At 35.9% G+C, this 22144-nt stretch carries 14 protein-coding genes, 2 tRNA genes and 3 rRNA genes; 13 read left to right on the top strand and 6 right to left on the bottom strand.

The window, feature by feature from the left end:
* The first annotated feature begins 655 nt into the window (after positions 1-655).
* From CLU82_RS13025 to CLU82_RS13050, 6 genes are all read left to right on the top strand, one after another.
* Positions 656-2169 (top strand): 16S ribosomal RNA (locus CLU82_RS13025).
* Between the two features lie 166 nt (positions 2170-2335).
* Positions 2336-2409 (top strand) — tRNA-Ile (locus CLU82_RS13030).
* A 138-nt stretch (positions 2410-2547) separates the two neighbouring features.
* Positions 2548-2621, top strand: a tRNA-Ala gene (locus CLU82_RS13035).
* Positions 2622-2773: 152 nt separating this feature from the next.
* Positions 2774-5657, top strand: a 23S ribosomal RNA gene (locus tag CLU82_RS13040).
* 153 nt (positions 5658-5810) lie between these two features.
* Positions 5811-5920: ribosomal RNA gene (rrf, locus tag CLU82_RS13045) — 5S ribosomal RNA — on the top strand.
* The 16S, 23S and 5S rRNA genes sit together here with 2 tRNA genes alongside, the layout of an rRNA operon.
* 238 nt (positions 5921-6158) lie before the next feature.
* Entirely contained in the window at positions 6159-6563 is a 405-nt protein-coding gene (locus tag CLU82_RS13050; protein ID WP_100843269.1) for a DUF3244 domain-containing protein, read from the top strand.
* A 229-nt stretch (positions 6564-6792) separates the two neighbouring features.
* On the opposite strand, the gene CLU82_RS13055 is transcribed toward CLU82_RS13050, so the two are convergent.
* The 5 genes from CLU82_RS13055 to CLU82_RS13075 all read right to left on the bottom strand — a co-directional run bounded on the left by CLU82_RS13055 (position 6793) and on the right by CLU82_RS13075 (position 11349).
* Positions 6793-7740, bottom strand: coding sequence for an MASE1 domain-containing protein (locus CLU82_RS13055; RefSeq protein ID WP_100843498.1), 948 nt, complete (start codon positions 7738-7740; stop codon positions 6793-6795).
* A 253-nt stretch (positions 7741-7993) separates the two neighbouring features.
* On the bottom strand, positions 7994-8938 hold the full coding sequence (locus tag CLU82_RS13060) for an ABC transporter ATP-binding protein (protein ID WP_100843499.1): 945 nt from the start codon (positions 8936-8938) through the stop codon (positions 7994-7996).
* A 131-nt stretch (positions 8939-9069) separates the two neighbouring features.
* Entirely contained in the window at positions 9070-9753 is a 684-nt protein-coding gene (locus CLU82_RS13065) for an OmpA family protein (protein ID WP_100845033.1), read from the bottom strand.
* 17 nt (positions 9754-9770) lie between these two features.
* Positions 9771-10280, bottom strand: a complete 510-nt coding sequence (locus tag CLU82_RS13070) for a lipocalin family protein (RefSeq protein ID WP_100843500.1) — start codon at positions 10278-10280, stop codon at positions 9771-9773.
* A 373-nt stretch (positions 10281-10653) separates the two neighbouring features.
* Entirely contained in the window at positions 10654-11349 is a 696-nt protein-coding gene (locus CLU82_RS13075; RefSeq protein WP_100843501.1) for a hypothetical protein, read from the bottom strand.
* Between the two features lie 475 nt (positions 11350-11824).
* Between CLU82_RS13075 and CLU82_RS13080 the strand changes: the two genes are divergently transcribed.
* The 6 genes from CLU82_RS13080 (at position 11825) to CLU82_RS13105 (ending at position 18377) form a co-directional block, all read left to right on the top strand.
* On the top strand, positions 11825-12349 hold the full coding sequence (locus CLU82_RS13080; protein WP_100843502.1) for a hypothetical protein: 525 nt from the start codon (positions 11825-11827) through the stop codon (positions 12347-12349).
* Between the two features lie 11 nt (positions 12350-12360).
* On the top strand, positions 12361-12963 hold the full coding sequence (locus CLU82_RS13085; protein WP_100843503.1) for a DUF4145 domain-containing protein: 603 nt from the start codon (positions 12361-12363) through the stop codon (positions 12961-12963).
* A 156-nt stretch (positions 12964-13119) separates the two neighbouring features.
* The gene (locus CLU82_RS13090) at positions 13120-13668 is read left to right on the top strand and encodes a transposase (protein ID WP_100843504.1); all 549 of its coding nucleotides are present in this window, start codon (positions 13120-13122) and stop codon (positions 13666-13668) included.
* A gap of 275 nt (positions 13669-13943) precedes the next feature.
* Positions 13944-15830: a molecular chaperone HtpG gene (gene htpG / locus CLU82_RS13095; RefSeq protein WP_100843505.1), complete on the top strand. Its 1887-nt coding sequence runs from the start codon at positions 13944-13946 to the stop codon at positions 15828-15830.
* Between the two features lie 363 nt (positions 15831-16193).
* Positions 16194-17384: a pYEATS domain-containing protein gene (locus CLU82_RS13100; protein WP_100843506.1), complete on the top strand. Its 1191-nt coding sequence runs from the start codon at positions 16194-16196 to the stop codon at positions 17382-17384.
* A gap of 180 nt (positions 17385-17564) precedes the next feature.
* Positions 17565-18377 carry a hypothetical protein gene (locus CLU82_RS13105; protein WP_100843507.1) on the top strand — a complete coding sequence of 271 codons (813 nt, stop codon included), beginning with the start codon at positions 17565-17567 and terminating at the stop codon, positions 18375-18377.
* Between the two features lie 82 nt (positions 18378-18459).
* On the opposite strand, the gene CLU82_RS13110 is transcribed toward CLU82_RS13105, so the two are convergent.
* The gene (locus CLU82_RS13110) at positions 18460-20871 is read right to left on the bottom strand and encodes a S9 family peptidase (RefSeq protein ID WP_100843508.1); all 2412 of its coding nucleotides are present in this window, start codon (positions 20869-20871) and stop codon (positions 18460-18462) included.
* A 195-nt stretch (positions 20872-21066) separates the two neighbouring features.
* Between CLU82_RS13110 and CLU82_RS13115 the strand changes: the two genes are divergently transcribed.
* Positions 21067-22074 (top strand): 3-oxoacyl-ACP synthase III family protein, encoded by a 1008-nt coding sequence (locus CLU82_RS13115; RefSeq protein ID WP_100843509.1) that lies wholly within the window; start codon positions 21067-21069, stop codon positions 22072-22074.
* Positions 22075-22144: the final 70 nt, after the last annotated feature.

Here is a 22144-nt window from a genome sequence, read left to right on the forward strand (position 1 = left end):
ACCACTCAGTACCTATATATAGTATAGCGAATAAACCACGTATTATTCCCAAAGAAACCTCCAAAACCCTAGCAAAACCGATAAAACACCCCAAAATCCAATACCCAAATTCAAAAATCATCAAAAAGTATTTTTGTAACCCGCCTTAAACCAGTGTATTAAAAAATAAACAAAAAATAGTTATGAAAAGGCATTGTTTAAACGAATAAACGTGGTACTTTTGCACCCGCAACAGCGAATAAGTTCTTAGAAAATCTGGCAAGTAATTCAAAATCAAAACGAAAATTTATTTTCAAAAAAGATTCGAAAAAGCTTGTGAGAAATAAAAGAGTTAGTTACTTTTGCACCCCGCTAAATTAGCAACGATCTTTGAAATACTGATAAGAAAACGAGAAGCAAACGAAAAAGAAATTTTTTCTAAAAAAACTTCAAAAAGTTCTTGCCAGTTAAAAAGAAAATGCTACTTTTGCACCCGCTTTGAGAAACAAGCGAAATACAAAAAGACACGTTCCTAGACATATTGAATTGACAGCCGTCTTATCCAAAAGATAAGACAAATAAAATAAGAGTAATAGAATCGTATAGATTTGAATAAACACCGATAGAAACTGAGTCGAATAACAATAGTCTTGAAGCAATTCAAGACGTATAATATACGATGAAGAGTTTGATCCTGGCTCAGGATGAACGCTAGCGGCAGGCTTAACACATGCAAGTCGAGGGGTATAGTTCTTCGGAATTAGAGACCGGCGCACGGGTGCGTAACGCGTATGCAATCTACCTTTTACAGAGGGATAGCCCAGAGAAATTTGGATTAATACCTCATAGTATTATGAAATGGCATCATTTTATAATTAAAGTCACAACGGTAAAAGATGAGCATGCGTCCCATTAGCTAGTTGGTAAGGTAACGGCTTACCAAGGCTACGATGGGTAGGGGTCCTGAGAGGGAGATCCCCCACACTGGTACTGAGACACGGACCAGACTCCTACGGGAGGCAGCAGTGAGGAATATTGGACAATGGGCGCAAGCCTGATCCAGCCATGCCGCGTGCAGGATGACGGTCCTATGGATTGTAAACTGCTTTTGCACAGGAAGAAACAACATTACGTGTAATGTCTTGACGGTACTGTGAGAATAAGGATCGGCTAACTCCGTGCCAGCAGCCGCGGTAATACGGAGGATCCAAGCGTTATCCGGAATCATTGGGTTTAAAGGGTCCGTAGGCGGTTTGGTAAGTCAGTGGTGAAAGCCCATCGCTCAACGGTGGAACGGCCATTGATACTGCTAAACTTGAATTATTAGGAAGTAACTAGAATATGTAGTGTAGCGGTGAAATGCTTAGAGATTACATGGAATACCAATTGCGAAGGCAGGTTACTACTAATGGATTGACGCTGATGGACGAAAGCGTGGGTAGCGAACAGGATTAGATACCCTGGTAGTCCACGCCGTAAACGATGGATACTAGCTGTTGGGAGCAATCTCAGTGGCTAAGCGAAAGTGATAAGTATCCCACCTGGGGAGTACGTTCGCAAGAATGAAACTCAAAGGAATTGACGGGGGCCCGCACAAGCGGTGGAGCATGTGGTTTAATTCGATGATACGCGAGGAACCTTACCAAGGCTTAAATGTAGATTGACCGGTTTGGAAACAGACTTTTCGCAAGACAATTTACAAGGTGCTGCATGGTTGTCGTCAGCTCGTGCCGTGAGGTGTCAGGTTAAGTCCTATAACGAGCGCAACCCCTGTTGTTAGTTGCCAGCGAGTCATGTCGGGAACTCTAACGAGACTGCCAGTGCAAACTGTGAGGAAGGTGGGGATGACGTCAAATCATCACGGCCCTTACGCCTTGGGCTACACACGTGCTACAATGGCCGGTACAGAGAGCAGCCACTGGGCGACCAGGAGCGAATCTACAAAACCGGTCACAGTTCGGATCGGAGTCTGCAACTCGACTCCGTGAAGCTGGAATCGCTAGTAATCGGATATCAGCCATGATCCGGTGAATACGTTCCCGGGCCTTGTACACACCGCCCGTCAAGCCATGGAAGCTGGGGGTGCCTGAAGTCGGTGACCGCAAGGAGCTGCCTAGGGTAAAACTGGTAACTAGGGCTAAGTCGTAACAAGGTAGCCGTACCGGAAGGTGCGGCTGGAACACCTCCTTTCTAGAGCCTTAGTTGTTAGCAATTTATTGCACGCTAGGGAAAGAAGACGAAGAATTTATAGGTTACAAATTAAAGATTATATTACTCTTGCTGTTAATTTAAAAAAATAAAGAATAAAAGTAGAGGCGTTGCAGTGCAACGACTAATACAATTTAAGAATAAAGAGTGTCTCGTAGCTCAGCTGGTTAGAGTACTACACTGATAATGTAGGGGTCGACAGTTCGAGTCTGTCCGAGACAACTATTTTAAGAGTTATAAGTCATAAGTTATGAGTTATAAGTTTAAAAGAATTGAAATTCTTAAAAAAAGGAAATTTTAGAAGTTGAGCGTTTATGAGCAAATTCATAACTCATAATTCATAACTCATCATTTAAAAATGGGGGATTAGCTCAGCTGGCTAGAGCGCCTGCCTTGCACGCAGGAGGTCAACGGTTCGACTCCGTTATTCTCCACAATCCGGTAGAGACGTTGCATTGCAACGTCTCTACTAAGGAAAAAGTTCATTGACATATTGAGATAAGAAATAATAAAAAGTAGAAAGCGTTTTTTACTATTTATAGTAAAAGACAAAAAAAAACGGTCTTAATTAATTTTAAGATTGGTACAATAAGCAAAATAAGGGCGTATGGGGGATGCCTTGGCTCTCAGAGGCGATGAAAGGCGTGATAAGCTGCGAAAAGTTACGGGGACGAGCACACATCGATTGATCCGTAAATACCTGAATGGGGCAACCCACTATGTTGAAGACATAGTACACCGATAGGTGGGCAAACCCGCTGAACTGAAACATCTAAGTAGGCGGAGGAGAAGAAAACAAAAGTGATTCCGTAAGTAGTGGCGAGCGAACGCGGATTAGCCCAAACCAATGTTGTTACGGCAATGTTGGGGTTGTAGGACCACGACATTTCTTGCATAAAGAATTAGAATCTACTGGAAAGTAGAGCCAAAGAAGGTGATAGCCCTGTATAAGTAATGAATGTAAAGGATAGTGGTATCCTGAGTAGGGCGGGGCACGTGAAACCCTGTCTGAATTTGGCGGGACCATCCGCTAAGGCTAAATACTCCTGAGAGACCGATAGTGAACCAGTACCGTGAGGGAAAGGTGAAAAGAACCGTGAATAACGGAGTGAAATAGATCCTGAAACCATACGCTTACAAGCGGTCGGAGCCCTTTTGTGGGGTGACGGCGTGCCTTTTGCATAATGAGCCTACGAGTTAACGTTGCTGGCAAGGATAAATGGTTAAGCCATGGATCCGTAGCGAAAGCGAGTCTGAATAGGGCGCTTTAGTCAGTAGTGTTAGACGCGAAACCGTGTGATCTACCCATGGGCAGGATGAAGCGCTGGTAACACAGTGTGGAGGTCCGAACCGGTTGACGTTGAAAAGTCTTCGGATGACCTGTGGGTAGGGGTGAAAGGCCAATCAAACTCGGAAATAGCTCGTACTCCCCGAAATGCATTTAGGTGCAGCGCACGGCGTAAAGTTATATAGAGGTAGAGCTACTGATTGGATGCGGGGGCTTCACCGCCTACCAATTCCTGACAAACTCCGAATGCTATATAATGTTTCCGTGCAGTGAGGGCTTGGGTGCTAAGGTCCAAGTCCGAGAGGGAAAGAACCCAGACCATCAGCTAAGGTCCCCAAATATATGTTAAGTTGAAAGAACGAGGTTTGTCTGCCCAGACAGCTAGGATGTTGGCTTGGAAGCAGCCATTCATTTAAAGAGTGCGTAACAGCTCACTAGTCGAGCGGACGAGCATGGATAATAATCGGGCATAAACATATTACCGAAGCTATGGATTTGTAATTTATTACAAGTGGTAGGGGAGCATTCTAACAGGGTTGAAGGTGTGTTGTAAAGCATGCTGGACTGGTTAGAAAAGAAAATGTAGGCATAAGTAACGATAATGCGGGCGAGAAACCCGCACACCGAAAGACTAAGGTTTCCACAGCTATGCTAATCAGCTGTGGGTTAGTCGGGACCTAAGGCGAACCCGAAAGGGACAGTCGATGGACCACGGGTTAATATTCCCGTACTACTAATTACTGTGATGGGGTGACGGAGTGATGAAAGCGCCGCGAACTGACGGAATAGTTCGTTGAAGTACCTACCTATAAGCTGCGCAGGCAAATCCACGCGGCTTGGGGAAATACGATAGTACTCGGAGTCTTCGGACAAAGAGATAGTGCGCCTAAGGGCTTCCAAGAAAAACCTCTAAACTTCAGGTAATTAGTACCCGTACCGCAAACCGACACAGGTAGTCGAGGAGAGAATCCTAAGGTGCTCGAGAGATTCATGGCTAAGGAATTAGGCAAAATAGACCCGTAACTTCGGGAGAAGGGTCGCCCCGAGTAATCGGGGCCGCAGTGAAGAGGTCCAGGCGACTGTTTATCAAAAACACAGGGCTCTGCAAAATCGTAAGATGAAGTATAGGGCCTGACACCTGCCCGGTGCTGGAAGGTTAAGAGGAGATGTTATCTTCGGAGAAGCATTGAATTGAAGCCCCAGTAAACGGCGGCCGTAACTATAACGGTCCTAAGGTAGCGAAATTCCTTGTCGGGTAAGTTCCGACCTGCACGAATGGTGTAACGATCTGGACACTGTCTCAGCCATGAGCTCGGTGAAATTGTAGTAACGGTGAAGATGCCGTTTACCCGCAGTGGGACGAAAAGACCCTGTGCACCTTTACTATAGCTTAGTATTGACCTTGGATAAATGATGTGTAGGATAGGTTGGAGACTGTGAAGTGGCGTCGCTAGGCGTTGTGGAGTCATTGTTGAAATACAACCCTTTGTTTATCTGAGGCCTAACCCCGCTTTGCGGGGGACATTGCTTGGTGGGTAGTTTGACTGGGGTGGTCGCCTCCAAAAGAGTAACGGAGGCTTCTAAAGGTTCCCTCAGTACGCTTGGTAACCGTGCGTAGAGTGCAATGGCATAAGGGAGCTTGACTGAGAGACATACAGGTCGATCAGGTACGAAAGTAGAGCATAGTGATCCGGTGGTTCCGCATGGAAGGGCCATCGCTCAAAGGATAAAAGGTACGCCGGGGATAACAGGCTGATCTCCCCCAAGAGCTCATATCGACGGGGGGGTTTGGCACCTCGATGTCGGCTCGTCACATCCTGGGGCTGGAGAAGGTCCCAAGGGTTGGGCTGTTCGCCCATTAAAGTGGCACGCGAGCTGGGTTCAGAACGTCGTGAGACAGTTCGGTCTCTATCTACTGTGGGCGCAAGAAATTTGAGTGGATCTGATTCTAGTACGAGAGGACCGAATTGGACAAACCTCTAGTGTATCTGTTGTCCCGCCAGGGGCACCGCAGAGTAGCTACGTTTGGAAGGGATAAGCGCTGAAAGCATATAAGCGCGAAACCCACCACAAGATGAGATTTCTTTTAAGGGTCGTGGGAGATGACCACGTTGATAGGCTATAGATGTAAAGGCAGTAATGTCATAGTCGAGTAGTACTAATAACCCGTAAGCTTATGTACACCCTTTTCCCGAGTCGCAAGACTCGGGAAGAAACTTTCTAATACACTTTTTATATTCTTTATCTCAGTATGTTAAGATATTGTTGCAATGCACGAGTTCTAAATTAGGAATTACGACTTGCAAGATGATTGTCCAAAGCAATTATAACTTCTTAAGGTGGTTATTGCGGCGGGGCTCACCTCTTCCCATCCCGAACAGAGTAGTTAAGCCCGCCTGCGCAGATGGTACTGCAGTTATGTGGGAGAGTATGTCGCTGCCTTTTTTTATAAAAACCCTGTTTCGATAAGAAACAGGGTTTTTTGTTTTACAAAAAACTCAGTTTATATAAAAAACGGACTATGGTATATTGCCCCAAACAGTTACTGAATTACCATAGAGGTGGATATATCGTTTTCGTGGAGTTAAAATAGCACTTATATTAGAGAATGTAGTTGTGTTTTTATAGGAATTATGAGACTACTTTAGCTATAGAAATAATTACTAATTTAAAACGCAGTATCATGAAAACGATTTTAAAATTCAGTTTAGTAGTATTAGTAGCAATGACTACAATGAGTACTTATGCAATCAATGGTGATTTTTTACTTAATGTAAAAAAGGGAGAGGGTAAAGAAATTAGTTTTTCGGTAAATGAGATTCAGAAAGCTACTGTAACAATCTATGATGAGTCCCATAATGTGATTTATAATGAAACAGTAACGGGTAAAGGTGGAATAACAAGAGTGTATAGTCTTGAGGAGTTTCCAGAGGGGGTTTACTTTTTGGAGGTAGAAACTAATTTAAAAAAGGTAACCCATGAGATTGTAGTTGCTAATACAGCCACTACCTTATCCAGAAAAGCAATCGCTGAAGTCTATAAAGGCGACTTGAAAATTAAAAATGAAAATGTGGCTACGGTAAATTAAAGATTTAGGATTTTTTGAAACTACTTACTTCGAATGTTAAGAAACAGCTCTTTGGGGGCTGTTTTTTTTTGTTTTAAAGCCCTTTAAAGTCTCAATACTCTCTTGAAGCTGAATTTGCATGAGGGATGGAAATGGCATCCTTTTGTTTTGCTTCTTTAGCAAAATAAAAGATAGAATGGACAGCTCGACCCTTGCGGGCATGCACAAATAATAAAAAAGGTAAGGTTTGTTAATTTTTAGCCTCTTCTAGTTTTCTATGCAAGTAATCGGAATAGTAACCCGCAGCTATTAAGGCTATTACAGTGGCCAATCCAAAAAATGGATTAATGTTGATCAATGAATCTTGAGAATTGACAACTACAAATGAACCATATCCCAGGTACCCATATATTGAAGATAAAAGGGCAAACATTGATGCTAGGATAGATACTCCTCTAATTCTAAAACGAAATGTAGCCCATAACAATATTAGAATAAATAAAAATTGATCATTTGGATGATCAAAAGCAACTAATACACAGACAAAGATTGTTGCTAATCCTAGTGAAATAGCTTCAAAAAGTGATGTTAAAATAATTTTTATGTGATGGAGATGTAACCATGAAAGTAAAAAAGGAGTTATAAGTATAGTACCTATTAAATCACCTTGCCAAAGCGTTGTCCAATTTGAAATAAAATGATTTGGTGTGCTTAATTCCCAAAATGAAATAGCTGATACACATAAGAAAGAGCATATACCACAATATAATATGCTAATACCTAAAAAAGAAATTACTGAAAATCCTGTTTTTAATGGATATTCACCTTTGTTGATTAAATTAATTAAATAAGCACTAATAGTAACACCAATTGCTACTCCTGTAGCTACAGAAGCTGAAGAGAGTATGGTTTCGAGTAGAGATTTATCCAACATCTTGCAAACATCCCAAAAGGAAAACATATTTGCGACAAATGAGCCTAGCCAAACTCCGGCAATAGCTTTACGCCCTATGATTAATACTGCTGCAAGTGCGAACCCAACATCAGGGAAAATTGGAGAAAGATTGTCTGGAGAAACGGTTATTCTGAAACTCAAAAAGGCAAGTGCGTTGAAAACAAATGCAACCAATATAATTTTAAAAAGTGAAGATTTTAAAAAAAATGGAGTGTAATAATCGTTTAGATCTAACTTGTACATAATGAGTCATTTTTAATGTTATTCTTTGAGAAAACCTGAGAATTTCTTTAACAAATTTAATATTTAAATTTTAATAGTTATTTTTTTTGAGGTTTAATTTATTCGATAATATGCTTTTTTTTAACTTTGCTTTTAAAAAATAAACATTCATTTATATGTTTCTTATATTGCATAAAAAAAAGAGACAGCTTAAAACTGTCTCTTTTTTTCTTGTTACTCTTTCAAAGGAAATAAATTTTATATTTTAACCTCCTTAAATAATTTTCAATAGTACTTCCTGATTGAATGCTAAAGCAGTTTCATGTTCAAAGAAAATAACTTTTCTATCAAAAGCCCCTTTTATTAAAAAACGACTTCCTTTAAAAAAAGATTCTTTTACTACTGCTTTTATAGAGCCATTTGGATCTATTTTTAATTGATGCGGATATAATAAAACAATTTCATCTTCTCCATCAATTGGCATTAACTGCGATAATTTTAGTTCATTCACTTCGCCAAAAAGAGAAGCAACATATTTATTCAAAGGATAATTATACACATCTGCAGATGGTCCTTTTTCCATAATTCTGCCTTGATACAAAACAATGGTCTCGTCTGAGAAAGAAAGTGCATCGGTACTATCATGAGTAGCAATAAAACAAGTGATTTGTTTTTTCTTTAAATACGCAAAAAGGTTTCTTCTAAGTGCATTTTTTCTAAAATTATCAATATGACTAAATGGTTCATCCAATAACAACACCTCTGGTTCCAAGGCCAAAACTCTGGCTAAGGCAACACGTTGTTGTTGTCCTCCACTTAATAATTTTGCTTTAACATTGGCAAATTCAGTCATTTCTACCATTTCTAATAATTCCTGAATACGCAACTTTTTTAGTGGTAAAAAACCATTAGAAAGAAACTTACCTACATTTTCGGCAACCGTTTCATAAGGCATCAAATCAAAATCCTGAGCCAAATATTTCATAAATGGCATGCCTGGAATTAAATTGTATTTAGGCCCCCGAATCTCAGTTTCATTGTATATAATACGACCTTGATTTAAGTCATACATCCCATAAATCAGTTTTAAAAGCGTACTTTTTCCACAGCCGCTTTCGCCAATAAGTGCAATATTTTGTCCTTTGGCAACGGTGAAGTCAACATTTTGAATAATGATTTTTTCGGTATAGCCGAATGAAATATTTTGAACTTGAAGCATTCTGTACTATTAAAATTTTAGGATAACAAAGATAGTTTCTTTAGCAAAAAAAATATGTTTATAATTCATTTATATCCAAAAAAAAACTGCTTTATTATAAAGCAGTTTTTAATTTATGAAATGACTGGTATTTATTTACCATTTTTGGCGTCTTGAACCATTTTATCATTTGCAGTAATAGCAAATTCTACACGACGGTTTTTACTTTGTCCTTCTTTGGTATCATTACTGGCAATTGGATCAGCAATTCCATGACCAGATGTTTTGAAACGGCTGGCTGCTAAACCTTTTGAGATTAAATATGTTTTTACAGATTCGGCTCTTTTTTGCGAAAGCGTTAAATTGTAATCTGCTTTTCCTGTAGAATCTGTATAACCAAATATTTCAATATTGGTATCGGCATACGAATTAAATACTGGAACTAATTTATCTAAATTTGCTTTTGCCATTGATGTTAATGTAGCTTTATTGACATCAAATCGAACAGAGTTTTCATTCAAAGTCAATTTAATTCCTTCTCCAACTCTTTCTACATCTGCTCCAGGTAAAGCCTGATCGATTTCACGAGCTTGTTTATCCATTTTGTTACCAATAAGGGCTCCTGTTCCTCCACCGATTGCAGCTCCTATCGCCGCACCTCCTGCAGTACCAATCCCTGTATTGTTTCCTATAATTGCTCCAATAACCCCTCCTGCAACTGCACCGATTCCGGCACCTTTTTGAGTATTATTAGCGTTTTTTGTAGCCTCACATCCTGTAAAAAGCATACTCAACATAAATAAACTACTTATCCCTATAATTGCTGATTTTCTCATCTTTATCATCTTATGTATTAGTTAACTTTTTGAAATTTGTAAACAACATCTGTTGGATTATTACCTACACTTATTTTATCGATCAATTCAAATGAAGTTTCTGATTGATTTCTTACTGCCAGAACAAAACCTGTTTTAACATTTTTAGATTTTAATCCTTCATCTAATATTTTTAGAACAAATTGTCCTTCTTTATTAATGTACCAAGTAATTGCCGAAGTAAAGGCTGTACAATTTGGACTATTCAAAGTCATAGTTCCTTTATTGTTGTTTGAAATAAAATGCCAAGTACTTCCAATAAAACATTTTGAATCTGCAAGATTAAAAGAATTCACTTTGATATACTCAGAACCTGGATAGCTAACGCTAGCAATCTGCCAATCTCCTTTTATTCCAACTTGAGAAGTCTTGTCTAATTTTGCAGTCGGGGCATTAGAAACTGGTTCTGGTGTAGTAGGTGTAGTAGATGTCGGTTTACAAGCAAAAACCAAAAGGGCAATAGCGCTTATTAAAAGAATTTTTCTCATTTCTATCAGTTTTTAAATTAATGTCAGAACAAAGATACGTATGAATTTCATTCAAAATTATTTTTTTCCTTATATAATTTACTTACGTCAATTAAAAATAAAATGGTAGTTCTATAACAATTAGTGTTTTATTTGAAAGATAATCCTCATTTATAACAATAAAGGATAAGCTAACATTCTCATCTATAAATAGTATTTTTTTTTAAACCATATAATGGCGTCTAAGGACATTTAAATCTTTGTTTTAATCTTTCGGTGCCACTTGTATGAGCTTATATGCCTTATATGGGGAACCTAAGCTTGTAAGTGTTTAAGATTTTGGACAAAAAAAGCACCGTCAATGCGGTGCCTTTCTTTTCTGAAAATGATATTTTTAAACGGCAGGTAGTGTAGCAACTTCTGGAGCTTCGCTATTTATCGTGTTATAAATAACATAATCATTGTACTTAGCCACATCACTGGTTTCCCATATACTAAGTCCCATTGTCGTATATTTTACCAAAATATGGTAGATATTATTACCCGCTTCTACACGGTCTTCCTGAGCTATATCGCGTTCCCCAATTTTTATTTTAAGATCTATTATCAGGTTTTCAAATTCATTGCAAAGTGTGGTAATGGCAGTTAGCATAGCAACAGTCAATCCATTTGCAGTAAGAGTTGGTAAAAATTCGGTACCCACTCGCACCACTCTTTTTCCAGTAATCAGTAAATCAGAATCCGATTGTTGTGAGAGTGCCTCTGTACCAAATTTTCTATACACAGCATTACTGGTACCATACTTTAATTCGACACGCGCCATAACGGTTCTGATGGCTACACGCAATTGGTCGGCTTTAGCATCTTTGCTGGCAGTAACCCCAGTTTGGTTACTGACCGCCTCGATATCAGTAATGGTGTTCGAAAAAGTATTGATAGCTGTTTCCAGACTGCTCAATAATGCTGCACTAATACCAAAAGGCGTAAAAGCGGCAGCATCTCTGCGCATAAAAGCAATTTTCTCTTTTCCTGTGGTTACTAATGTCGCATCCGAAAATTTATACAATCGGGAAACTAATGGTTTTTTCATAATTATTATTTTTAAATTAAAGTTAATACTTACAAATGTATTTAAATTATAATATGAAGCATCGTTTTATATAAAAAAAATACTACTTTTTTATATTTTAAAATATTCAGTACCAATTATCAAGTTGTCAGATGAGTTTAAAAACCGATCCGAAGTAGACGGATGCTTGTTCGAAGCATGTATCAGGCTGACGGAAGTATTCAACAGAGAGGCGGAAGCTAATGAAATGCAGACGGAAGTGTACAACAGGGAGACGGAAGCTTGTTCCAGAGTCACGGAAGTATGCAACAGGCTGACGGAAGACCGTATCAGGGAGACGGAAGCTCGCATCAGGGCATTCTTTTTTCTACGGAAGCCCTATTTTACTGGGCGGAGTGCAAAAACAGTAGAAATGAGTAAAAAACACAGATAGCGGTTTGTAATTTTAAATTTCTATATTTGAAAGTAAAGAATAAAACAAATTAAGTTCAATTTTATGAGGCAGTTTTCAAGCATACAAACTAAAATAACAGCAAAGAATATTCATTTTTATGCAGCTATTGGTCTCACCTCTGTTCGTTTCGCAGAGTTAGAAAGTCTAATATTTCATATTATTGAAAAATTAATAAACTCTGACGACAAAATTATAAGCAGTACGCTTATTGAAAAAAATAGCTTAGAATCAAATCTTAATTTATTACTTAAAATAAATCGCAGTCGACAATATAAAGAAGAGAAACTCTATAAAATAGTCACAGAAATTAGACCACTAAAGGATAAAAGAAATCTTTTTATTCACGGTGTTTGGAGTGATGTAATTGTTGAAGCCAATGTAGAGTATATGTGCTGCTCAAATCATAAACACATTTATAAAAAATTACCTGATGGTAGAGAATGGAGAAGGTATGCAGGAGAAAGATTTACACTTGAAGAATTAGAAGAAATTACAATTAAAATAAATCCAATTTTACTTGATTTATTATCAATACTTGAAGAATTAGAAGAAAAAGATTTTCATTAAAACAACTAAATATGTTAGTAGAATGTGATAATTGTAGCGCACTAGTAGAAGCGCAAGTTATTGGAGCTTATGTTCAAGAAATGGAATACGATTGGATGTGTAATTTAAAGCTTTCACTTTGCAAATGTTCCCAATGTGCATCACCTATCTTGGTTGAACAAGAGTATGAATTTGATCACGAAGAAAATTTTGACTGGGGAATTCCTAAAAGAATTTATCCAGGTAATTTATTTCACATCAACCCAATAATACCAGACAAACTCAAAATTGGTTTGACAGAATGCATCAAATGTTTCAAAGGAAATGCTTATACAGCGACTGCAATAATGTGTCGAAGAACACTTGAAGGATTCTGTTTGATAAAAGGAGCAAAAGGAAAAAATTTAGCAGTATCTATTAAAAAACTCAAAGAAGACGGAATAATAAATGACCAACTTTATGATTGGGCAGACGAATTAAGATTAGCAGGAAACGAAGCTGCACATAATATTGATAATGACATTGACCCATTAGTCGCTAAAGATATTTTAGATTTTACTATTGCCATTTTGGATTTCACGTATTCATTTAAAGATAAATTTGATAAATTCAAGAATAGAGAAAAAAAGAAATAAAGTAGCTGCCCCTAGCCAGCGCGAGCATTAGTTACCACTTAGCTAGTGCGAGCTTCTAGCTCGTACCCACAATAAAGAGCAGACAAAACAAACTACAACCCTAAAAAAGTTGTAGCTTTTTTTTGTAGGAATATTTATATTTACATTAAAAGATAAATGAGTAGAAAATATAAATTTCACGAAAAACAAGGAGCCTATTTTGTAAGTTTCGCTACAGTCAATTGGATAGACGTTTTTACAAGAGACCTATATTTTACAATTATAACCGAATCATTAGACCATTGCAGAAAAAACAAGGGTATGGAAATTTATGGCTATTGTATTATGCCAAGTCATATACATTTGATTTTTAGGTCTGCACTAGGCGACCCATCTGGATTAATGCGAGATTTAAAAGGCTTTACATCAAGAAAAATAATCAAAACAATTCAAGACAATCCACAAGAAAGTAGACGCGAATGGATGTTATGGATGTTTGAAAGAGCTGGAATAAAAAACAGCAATGTAAAGGATAAACAGTTTTGGCAACAAAACAACCAGCCAATAGAAATTTGGAGTTTGAAAGTATTTGAACAAAAATTAAACTACATTCATAACAATCCTGTAGTATCTGGTTTTGTAACCGATCCTATAGATTGGAAATATAGTTCGGCTAGAAACTATGGAAATAATGATAATACAGTTTTAGAGATAGATTTGAATTGAATCTGTTTGTGGGTACGAGCTGGAAGCTCGCACTAGCGTGAGTTTTAGAGATAGATTTGAATTGAATTTGTTTGTGTGTACGAGCTGGAAGCTCGCACTAGCGTGAACAAAAATCCTGAGCTAGTGCGAGCTTCCAGCTCGTACCATTCAACCTTACCAAACCTTAAACCGTTTCAACTTACTTTCTCTACGACAATTTGTCACACCGATACTAATTGGTACTCTATTTGAAAGTTATATTTTTCGATTGTAAAACCATTAAATAATTAAAAAATATGACAACAGGTAAAATTAATGTTTCGGTTGAAAACATCTTTCCCTTAATCAAGAAATTCTTATACAGTGATCACGAAATCTTTTTGCGTGAATTAATTTCTAACGGAACCGATGCAACTTTAAAATTAAAACATCTAACCAGTATTGGAGAAGCCAATGTTGAATATGGTAATCCAATTATTGAAATTAAAATTGACAAAGAAGGCAAAAAAATCCACATCATTGACCAAGGATTAGGAATGACTGCTGATGAAGTTGAAAAATACATCAATCAGGTTGCTTTTTCTGGTGCTGAAGAATTTTTAGACAAATACAAAGATTCTGCAAAAGATTCTGGTATTATTGGTCACTTTGGACTTGGTTTCTATTCGGCTTTTATGGTTGCTGAAAAAGTAGAAATCATCACCAAATCATACAAAGACGAACCAGCTGCACACTGGACATGTGACGGAAGCCCAGAATTCACATTAGAACCAGCTGACAAAACGACTAGAGGAACTGAAATCATTTTGCACGTTGCTGAAGATTCATTAGAGTTCTTAGAAGATTATAAAATCTCTGGTTTATTGAGCAAGTACAATAAGTTCATGCCTATTCCAATTAAATTTGGAACAAAAACTGAAACGCTTCCAAAACCAGAAGATGCTCCAGAAGATTACACTGCAGAAACTGTTGAAGTAGATAATATTGTAAACAATCCTAATCCAGCCTGGACAAAACAACCAACAGATTTATCGGATGCTGATTACAAAGATTTCTACCGTGAAATGTATCCAATGCAGTTCGAAGAGCCATTGTTTCATATTCACTTAAATGTAGATTATCCTTTCAACTTAACAGGTATTTTGTATTTCCCTAAATTGGGTTCTGACATGCAAATTCAGAAAGACAAAATTCAATTGTACCAAAATCAAGTATATGTAACGGATAACGTAGAAGGAATTGTTCCTGAGTTCTTGATGATGCTTCGCGGTGTTGTTGATTCTCCAGATATTCCTTTGAATGTTTCTCGTTCTGGACTTCAGGCTGATGGTGCAGTTAAGAAAATTTCAAACTACATCACTCGTAAAGTAGCTGATAAATTGAAATCTTTATTCAACGAAAACAGAGCAGATTTCGAAGCAAAATGGAATGACATCAAAATCGTTCTTGAATACGGAATGCTTTCTGAGGATAAATTCTACGAAAAAGCGGGTGCATTTGTATTATACCCAACGGTTGATAATACATACTTCACTTTAGAAGAATTAAAAGAAAAAATCAAAGAAAAACAAACTGATAAAGACGGAAAACTAGTTGTTTTATATGCTGGAAATAAAGAGGCTCAACACTCTTATATCGAAATAGCAAAAGACAAAGGGTACGAAGTTTTATTATTGGATTCACCAATCATTTCACATTTAATTCAAAAAATTGAAGGTGACAATAGCGGTATGCATTTTGTTCGTGTCGATTCTGACCATATTGATAACTTAATCAAAAAAGAAGAAAATTCAATTTCTAAATTATCTGAAGAAGAACAAACAAGTTTAAAAACAGTTCTTGAGACTATTGTTCCTAAACAAACCTATACTGTTCAATTAGAAGCTTTAGATAGTGAAGCTGCTCCATTCATTATCACGCAACCAGAATTTATGCGTAGAATGAAAGAAATGAGTCAATCTGGTGGTGGCGGAATGTTCGGAATGGGTAATATGCCAGAAATGTACAATTTGGTTGTAAATACTAACTCCGAATTGGCTACAAGTATCTTAAATAACAAAGACCAATCAGCTCAAGAAAACTTGGTAAAACAAGCATTAGATTTGGCTAAATTATCTCAAAACTTATTAAAAGGAGAAGCATTAACTGCTTTCGTAAAAAGAAGTTTTGAACTAATAAAATAATTCTAAGAATACCACTTAGAGTTTAGTTACAAATGACCCTGCAAATACTAATTTGCAGGGTTTTTTATTTTTAGATTAATAGAATTTTTCAACAGTAAATAAAAAAATTAACAACCATATTACTGAAAAAATAGACACTTCCCTTTACTTTATATCCATTTTTTGATTAATTTTAAGAATTAGAAAATGAATTAATTTGATTATTTTACCAGAAATCAAACTCATCATTACCCATTTTTACGATCAGAAATTTAAAAATACCCTATTAGTTGCTCTTTTTCTTTATGAACCACAATTCAAAAATTAAGATTAAAGACCAATTTATTACTGATTTGATTTAGACCTAATTTAAACCTAACAAATATGGCAAATAACGAAATCAAAAGTCAAAATGAAACGGAATTAGAGATAGAAAAAAACACAGGAAAAGAAGCTGAAACTTCAGTTCTATTAACATTATACTTAGGCCTTTTTTTAGGAATGGTCCCTGTTATTGGTTTCCCAGTTACAATTCACGAAATGGGAAGTACCATTCTTTTTATTGGGATTATCCTGGGCATTACATCTTTGGTAAGTTTTTATTTCGTTGGAACGCTCTTTGGTATGCCCAAACGAAACAACAAGAAAAAAATTGATTCTTCACTAAACAATGGCCTATTTGAAATTGCCGATTGGCTAACCAAAATAATCATAGGGCTCACATTAATTAATCTAAAAGAAATTCCAAACTATTTCATTTCATTAGGAGAATATGTAAGATCTTCTTCAAAATACGACAGTCAACTTGTAAACATATACAGCATTGGAATTGTAATTTACTTTGGCTTTTTAGGGCTGTATATCGGGTATAATTATATGCGGCTTGTTTTATCTAATAAATACAAATATGCTGATGATAATTTTATCAGAAAAGAACTAGAAACTGCTAATGAAAAAATTCTCGAAGCAAAGGAAGAAGATAAGCAAAAAGAAAGGAAGATCATCCAAATTCAAAGTCTGATTCAGGAAAAAGAACAACTCACAAAATCACTAATCACTAAGTTAAACGGAGCATCTATGTCTGACACTGATTTTGAAACGGTTCTTAAAAAAGAAATGAATTCAGACGAAATCAAAAAAAGAAAAGAAAATATAAAATCAGATTTAGATAAAATGATAGATGAAGCCAAATTAAAACTCCATAAAGGCTTAATGCTAAATCATGAAGACCCTCAAAAAGGACAATGGAAATTAAAAGCGATAGACAACGAACGAGAATTAAAAGCAAATGTTATTGAAGAAACTAAAGGATTATATAAAATAACGTTACAGGTAGTATCTACAAATCCAAAAAACAATCCATTAAAAAATGGAGACTATATATTATTTGCTTTACATAACAGGTTTGGTAATCTACCTTTTAAACTCATAAAAGTAGACAAACAAATTGCAGAACTCAATTTTTACAGTGATGGTTCATTTACCATTGGAGTGTTTGCAGATAATGGCAGTACAGAATTAGAATTGGATTTAGCTGAATTACCAGATATTTCGAGCCATTTCAAATTTCATTAAAAAAACTTATAATTGCCCTCTAAACAAAAAAACACTTCTAAAAATATGTAAGATTTATAATTTAATATATACAAATAAATTCATTTCTTAAATATTTAACAGTTTTATCAATTATTAATTCACTTAAAATAATATATTTGGCTACCCAAAGAAAAAAAACTTAACCTAAATTTTAATTTTATGAAGAACAGTTCTTTACTATTATCCACTTTTGCTCTTATCCTTTTTTCATTTATTTCATGCACCAAAGAAGATTCTTTGACGGCAACAGACAATGGCCCCGTTGTTGCATCAGTATCTATTGATTTAATTAATGAATTAGATATTAAAATAGGAAATGAAATATCATTTGAAAATTCAACTGCTAAAAAAACTGGTAAATCATTAACAAGTTCTTGTGCAATTATAGCAATGAATCCTGTAACGTCAAATTTTCCTAAAACATTCGATGTCGATTTTGGAACTGGTTGTACCATAAATGGTATTATAAGAAAAGGAAAACTAAAAATTACTTTTTCAAACTATGTTACAGAAACTGGAAGCACTATGACAATTGAAAGAGAAAACTACTATGTAAATGGTAATAAAGTAGAAGGGAAAATTGAATATAAAAATACGACTACAACTCCAAGCATCCCTCAATGGACAAGAACAGTAACCAATGGAATATTTACTAACACTAAAGGTGAAGTATATACAAACACAGGAACTCATACCATAAAACAAACGAAAGGTGTTGAAACACTTACATTAGATGACAACACTTACGAAATGATAGATGGAACTCATATAGTTACCAAACAAAATGGAGCTAAAATTACCTTAACAGTTTTAGAATCATTAGTAAAAAGTTACAGTTGCAATTATGTGTCAAAAGGAAAGCTAAAAGTAGAAAGCCCACTTTTAAACGGTATAATCGACTACGGTAATGGAGATTGTGATAACAATGCAACTTACACACAAAACGGAATAATTTTCCCTTTTACTATGTAAATAATTTTCAATAAAATAAAAAAGAGACAGTCTATTTTAAGACTGTCTCTTTTTTTGTTTAACGAAAGTTTGGATTTCGATTTTAGTTTTTCAAATACTTTTCCAGAAACTGATCTTGCTCCCAAAGTAAATGCAAAATATTTTCTTTGGCTACATATCCATGAGCTTCTTTTGGTAATATTACCATTCTCACTGGTGCTCCCAATCCTTTTAGAGCTTGAAAGTAACGTTCTGTTTGTAATGTAAAAGTTCCCGGATTATTATCGGCTTCTCCATGAACTAAAAGCAATGGTGTTTTCATTTTATCTGCATTCATAAAAGGAGACATTGTATTGTACACTTCTGGAACTTCCCAGTAATTGCGTTGTTCACTTTGAAAACCAAACGGAGTCAGCGTTCTATTGTAAGCACCACTTCTGGCAATTCCACAGGCAAATAGATTGGAATGTGTTAATAAATTGGCAGTCATAAAAGCACCATAAGAGTGTCCGCCAACAGCTACTTTCTTGGTATTGATATATCCTAAAGCATCAACGGCATTTATTGCGGCTTCGGCATCGTCTACCAATTGTGTGATAAAAGTATCATTAGGCTCTGTAGTTCCTTCGCCAATAATAGGAAACGAAGCATCATCTAGAACAACATACCCTTTTGTAGCCCAATATATAAAGGATCTATAAGAAGGAAAGGTAAATTCATTTGGGTTTTTATCATTTTGTCCAGCACTGTTTTTGTCTTTGTATTCAGCCGGATAAGCCCAAATTAACAATGGAAGTTTTTCTTTTTTGACTTTGTCATACCCTTCTGGTAAGTATAACGTTCCAGATAATTCTACTCCATCTTTTCGTTTGTACTTGATTACTTCTTTACTTAAGTTTTTGATACTTTCAAATGGATTTTTGAAGGCAGTAATAGCAGTCAGACTATTTTTTTGTTTGATGTTTCTGAAATAATAATTTGGATATTCATTTTTTGATTGAATCTGAACCAATACTTTTCCAGTTTTAAAATCTTCAATTTCTAATAAATCTTCTTTTTTGTCTTTGTAAAGTGAGGTGTACAATCGTTTTGATTGTAATGTTTTTAAATTGAATTCATCAATAAACGGAAATTGACCATCTTTGGTAAACCCATCTCCAATAAGGAAAGCATTACCGTTTTCTATAGCTAATACCTGTCTGTTGTATTGATTTTTTCTAGTTTCAAAATTTCCTGGATCAGCATAAATATCTTGAGAATTTCTATCAGAGATTACTTTCGCTTTCTGATTTGAATCGGATGGATTGATCAAATAGGTTTTGATATTTCGAGTGTCATACCATTCATCAACAAGAATGGCGGTATTTTCATTTCCCCAAATTATATCGTTGATACGTTGCGGAGTTTTTGCCATAGTAATTGGATTTGCAGTAAATGGAGCATCCCATAGAAAAATCTCGTCTCTAAAATCGACTTTATTTGCTGGATCACCTCCGTCTAAAGCTTCTACATAAAATAAGGTAGCAGGTTTATCGTTTCTCCAGCCCATTTCTCTTTTTCCTTTGCGCACTGCCATAAAGCCTTTTGGCATAATTTCATTTAATGCAACTTCATTTACCGTTTTTATTTCAACTCCATTTTTGTCATAAACGATACTTTTTGAAGGGAAACGATTAATTGGTACAATGTATGAAAATGGCTTTTGTATGGTAGTTATCATTATAAAGTTTCCATCTGGCGAAATTCTTTCTCCTGCAAACATAGCCGCATTTTTAAATAGTGTTGCTTTTCCGTCCAGAGTCACTTTATACAATTCGGATGTAATGATGTTCTCAAAATTGATTTCATCATTTTTGTTTTTCAACATATCAGGGTAGGTTCTGTTTTGTGATTTTGTACCCTCCGAATTGGAAATAATTGGACCTGTAGGTAGATCTTTTTTAGAGTCTAATAATGCAGCTCTGTTTTTTGGTAACATTTTTACCAAAATAGTTTCACTGTCATTGAACCAACTATAAGGAGTGCCAAGATTAGCGTTTAGATTTGCCTCGGTTAATTTTGTTGCTTTAGCAGAAGCGACGTCCAAAATCCATAATTCAACTCCGGTACTAACCGTGTTAGAAAATAATATCTTTTTGTCATTAGGTGACCATGTAATATTACTGATACGAGGATTGGCGGGTAAATTACTAATCTGCGTTTCGTTTTTGTCTGATACTTTCCGTAAGGTGATGTTGTTGATGTAGGTTACCGTACTCGAAATATTGGTTACAGGATTAATTCGTAACCCTCCTAAACGCAATTCTTCCTGATTTAAATCATCTAATGTTTTATAGGTAGCTGTATAACTCAACAGTATATACTCTTTTTTGGTATCCATAGAAACCGAAGGCGCTTTTTGATAATCTGCCAGATCCAAAATAGATTTGGATGGTTTTTGGTAGTTTACGTTTTCTTGTGCAATAGCTGATAAACCCATGCATAGAAATAGAAATAAGGAAACTTTTAATTTCATAATTTTAAATTATTTTGGTTGATTTAGGGCAACTGGTGTTAGTAATATGTCGTAATAATTCAATTTTGTTACATTTACGAAAACAGTTCGAAAAATAATAATAATTTGGATATTGCTAAAAAAAGAGTAATTTGTAATCAATTATTTTAAAAGATATTTAAATTTGCAACCTTGATTTTAATAAAACAATAAAATATGTACCATTCAAAAATAACAGGATTAGGATATTATGTTCCGGATAATGTAGTGACTAATGATGATTTGTCTAAAATTATAGATACAAATGACGAATGGATTCAAGAAAGAACAGGGATTCAGGAAAGAAGGCACATCATTCGTGGCGAAGATACCACTACGTCAATGGGAGTTAAAGCTGCCAAAATTGCAATTGAACGTTCTGGTGTTGCTAAAGAAGATATCGATTTTGTGGTTTTTGCAACATTAAGCCCTGATTATTATTTTCCTGGACCAGGTGTTGCAGTGCAACGTGATTTGGGATTAAGAACTGTTGGAGCATTAGATGTAAGAAATCAATGTTCTGGTTTTGTTTATGCTATTTCGGTTGCTGATCAATATATCAAGACAGGAATGTATAAAAACATTTTGGTTATTGGTTCCGAAGTACATTCTACAGGTTTGGATATGACAAGTCGCGGAAGAGGGGTTTCAGTAATTTTTGGAGATGGGGCAGGAGCAGCAGTTTTGAGCAGAGAAGAAGATGTAACCAAAGGAATTTTATCTACACATTTACATTCTGAAGGATTGCACGCTGAGGAATTGGCTTTGAAGGCACCAGGGATGGGAGCGCGTTGGGTTACTGATATCATTGCTGATAATGATCCAAACGATGAAAGTTATTATCCATATATGAATGGACAATTTGTATTTAAAAATGCAGTTGTTCGTTTTGCCGAAGTTATCAATGAAGGATTAGAAGCAAATAATTTACAGGTTTCGGATATTGATATGCTGATTCCGCATCAGGCTAACTTGAGAATTTCTCAATTTATTCAAAGTAAATTTAAACTTTCAGACGATCAGGTCTATAATAATATCCAAAAATACGGAAACACAACAGCTGCGTCTATTCCGATTGCTTTAACTGAAGCTTGGGAGAAGGGAAAAATCAAATCTGGTGATACTGTAGTTTTAGCTGCTTTTGGTAGCGGATTTACTTGGGCAAGTGCTATTATTAAATGGTAATATTGTTTTAGATACTATTTAATCGAATAAAAAGTTTCACTATATAATATAAGAAACCCCAGAGTTGGCA

The organism is Flavobacterium sp. 5 (genome assembly GCF_002813295.1).
GTDB lineage: Bacteria > Bacteroidota > Bacteroidia > Flavobacteriales > Flavobacteriaceae > Flavobacterium.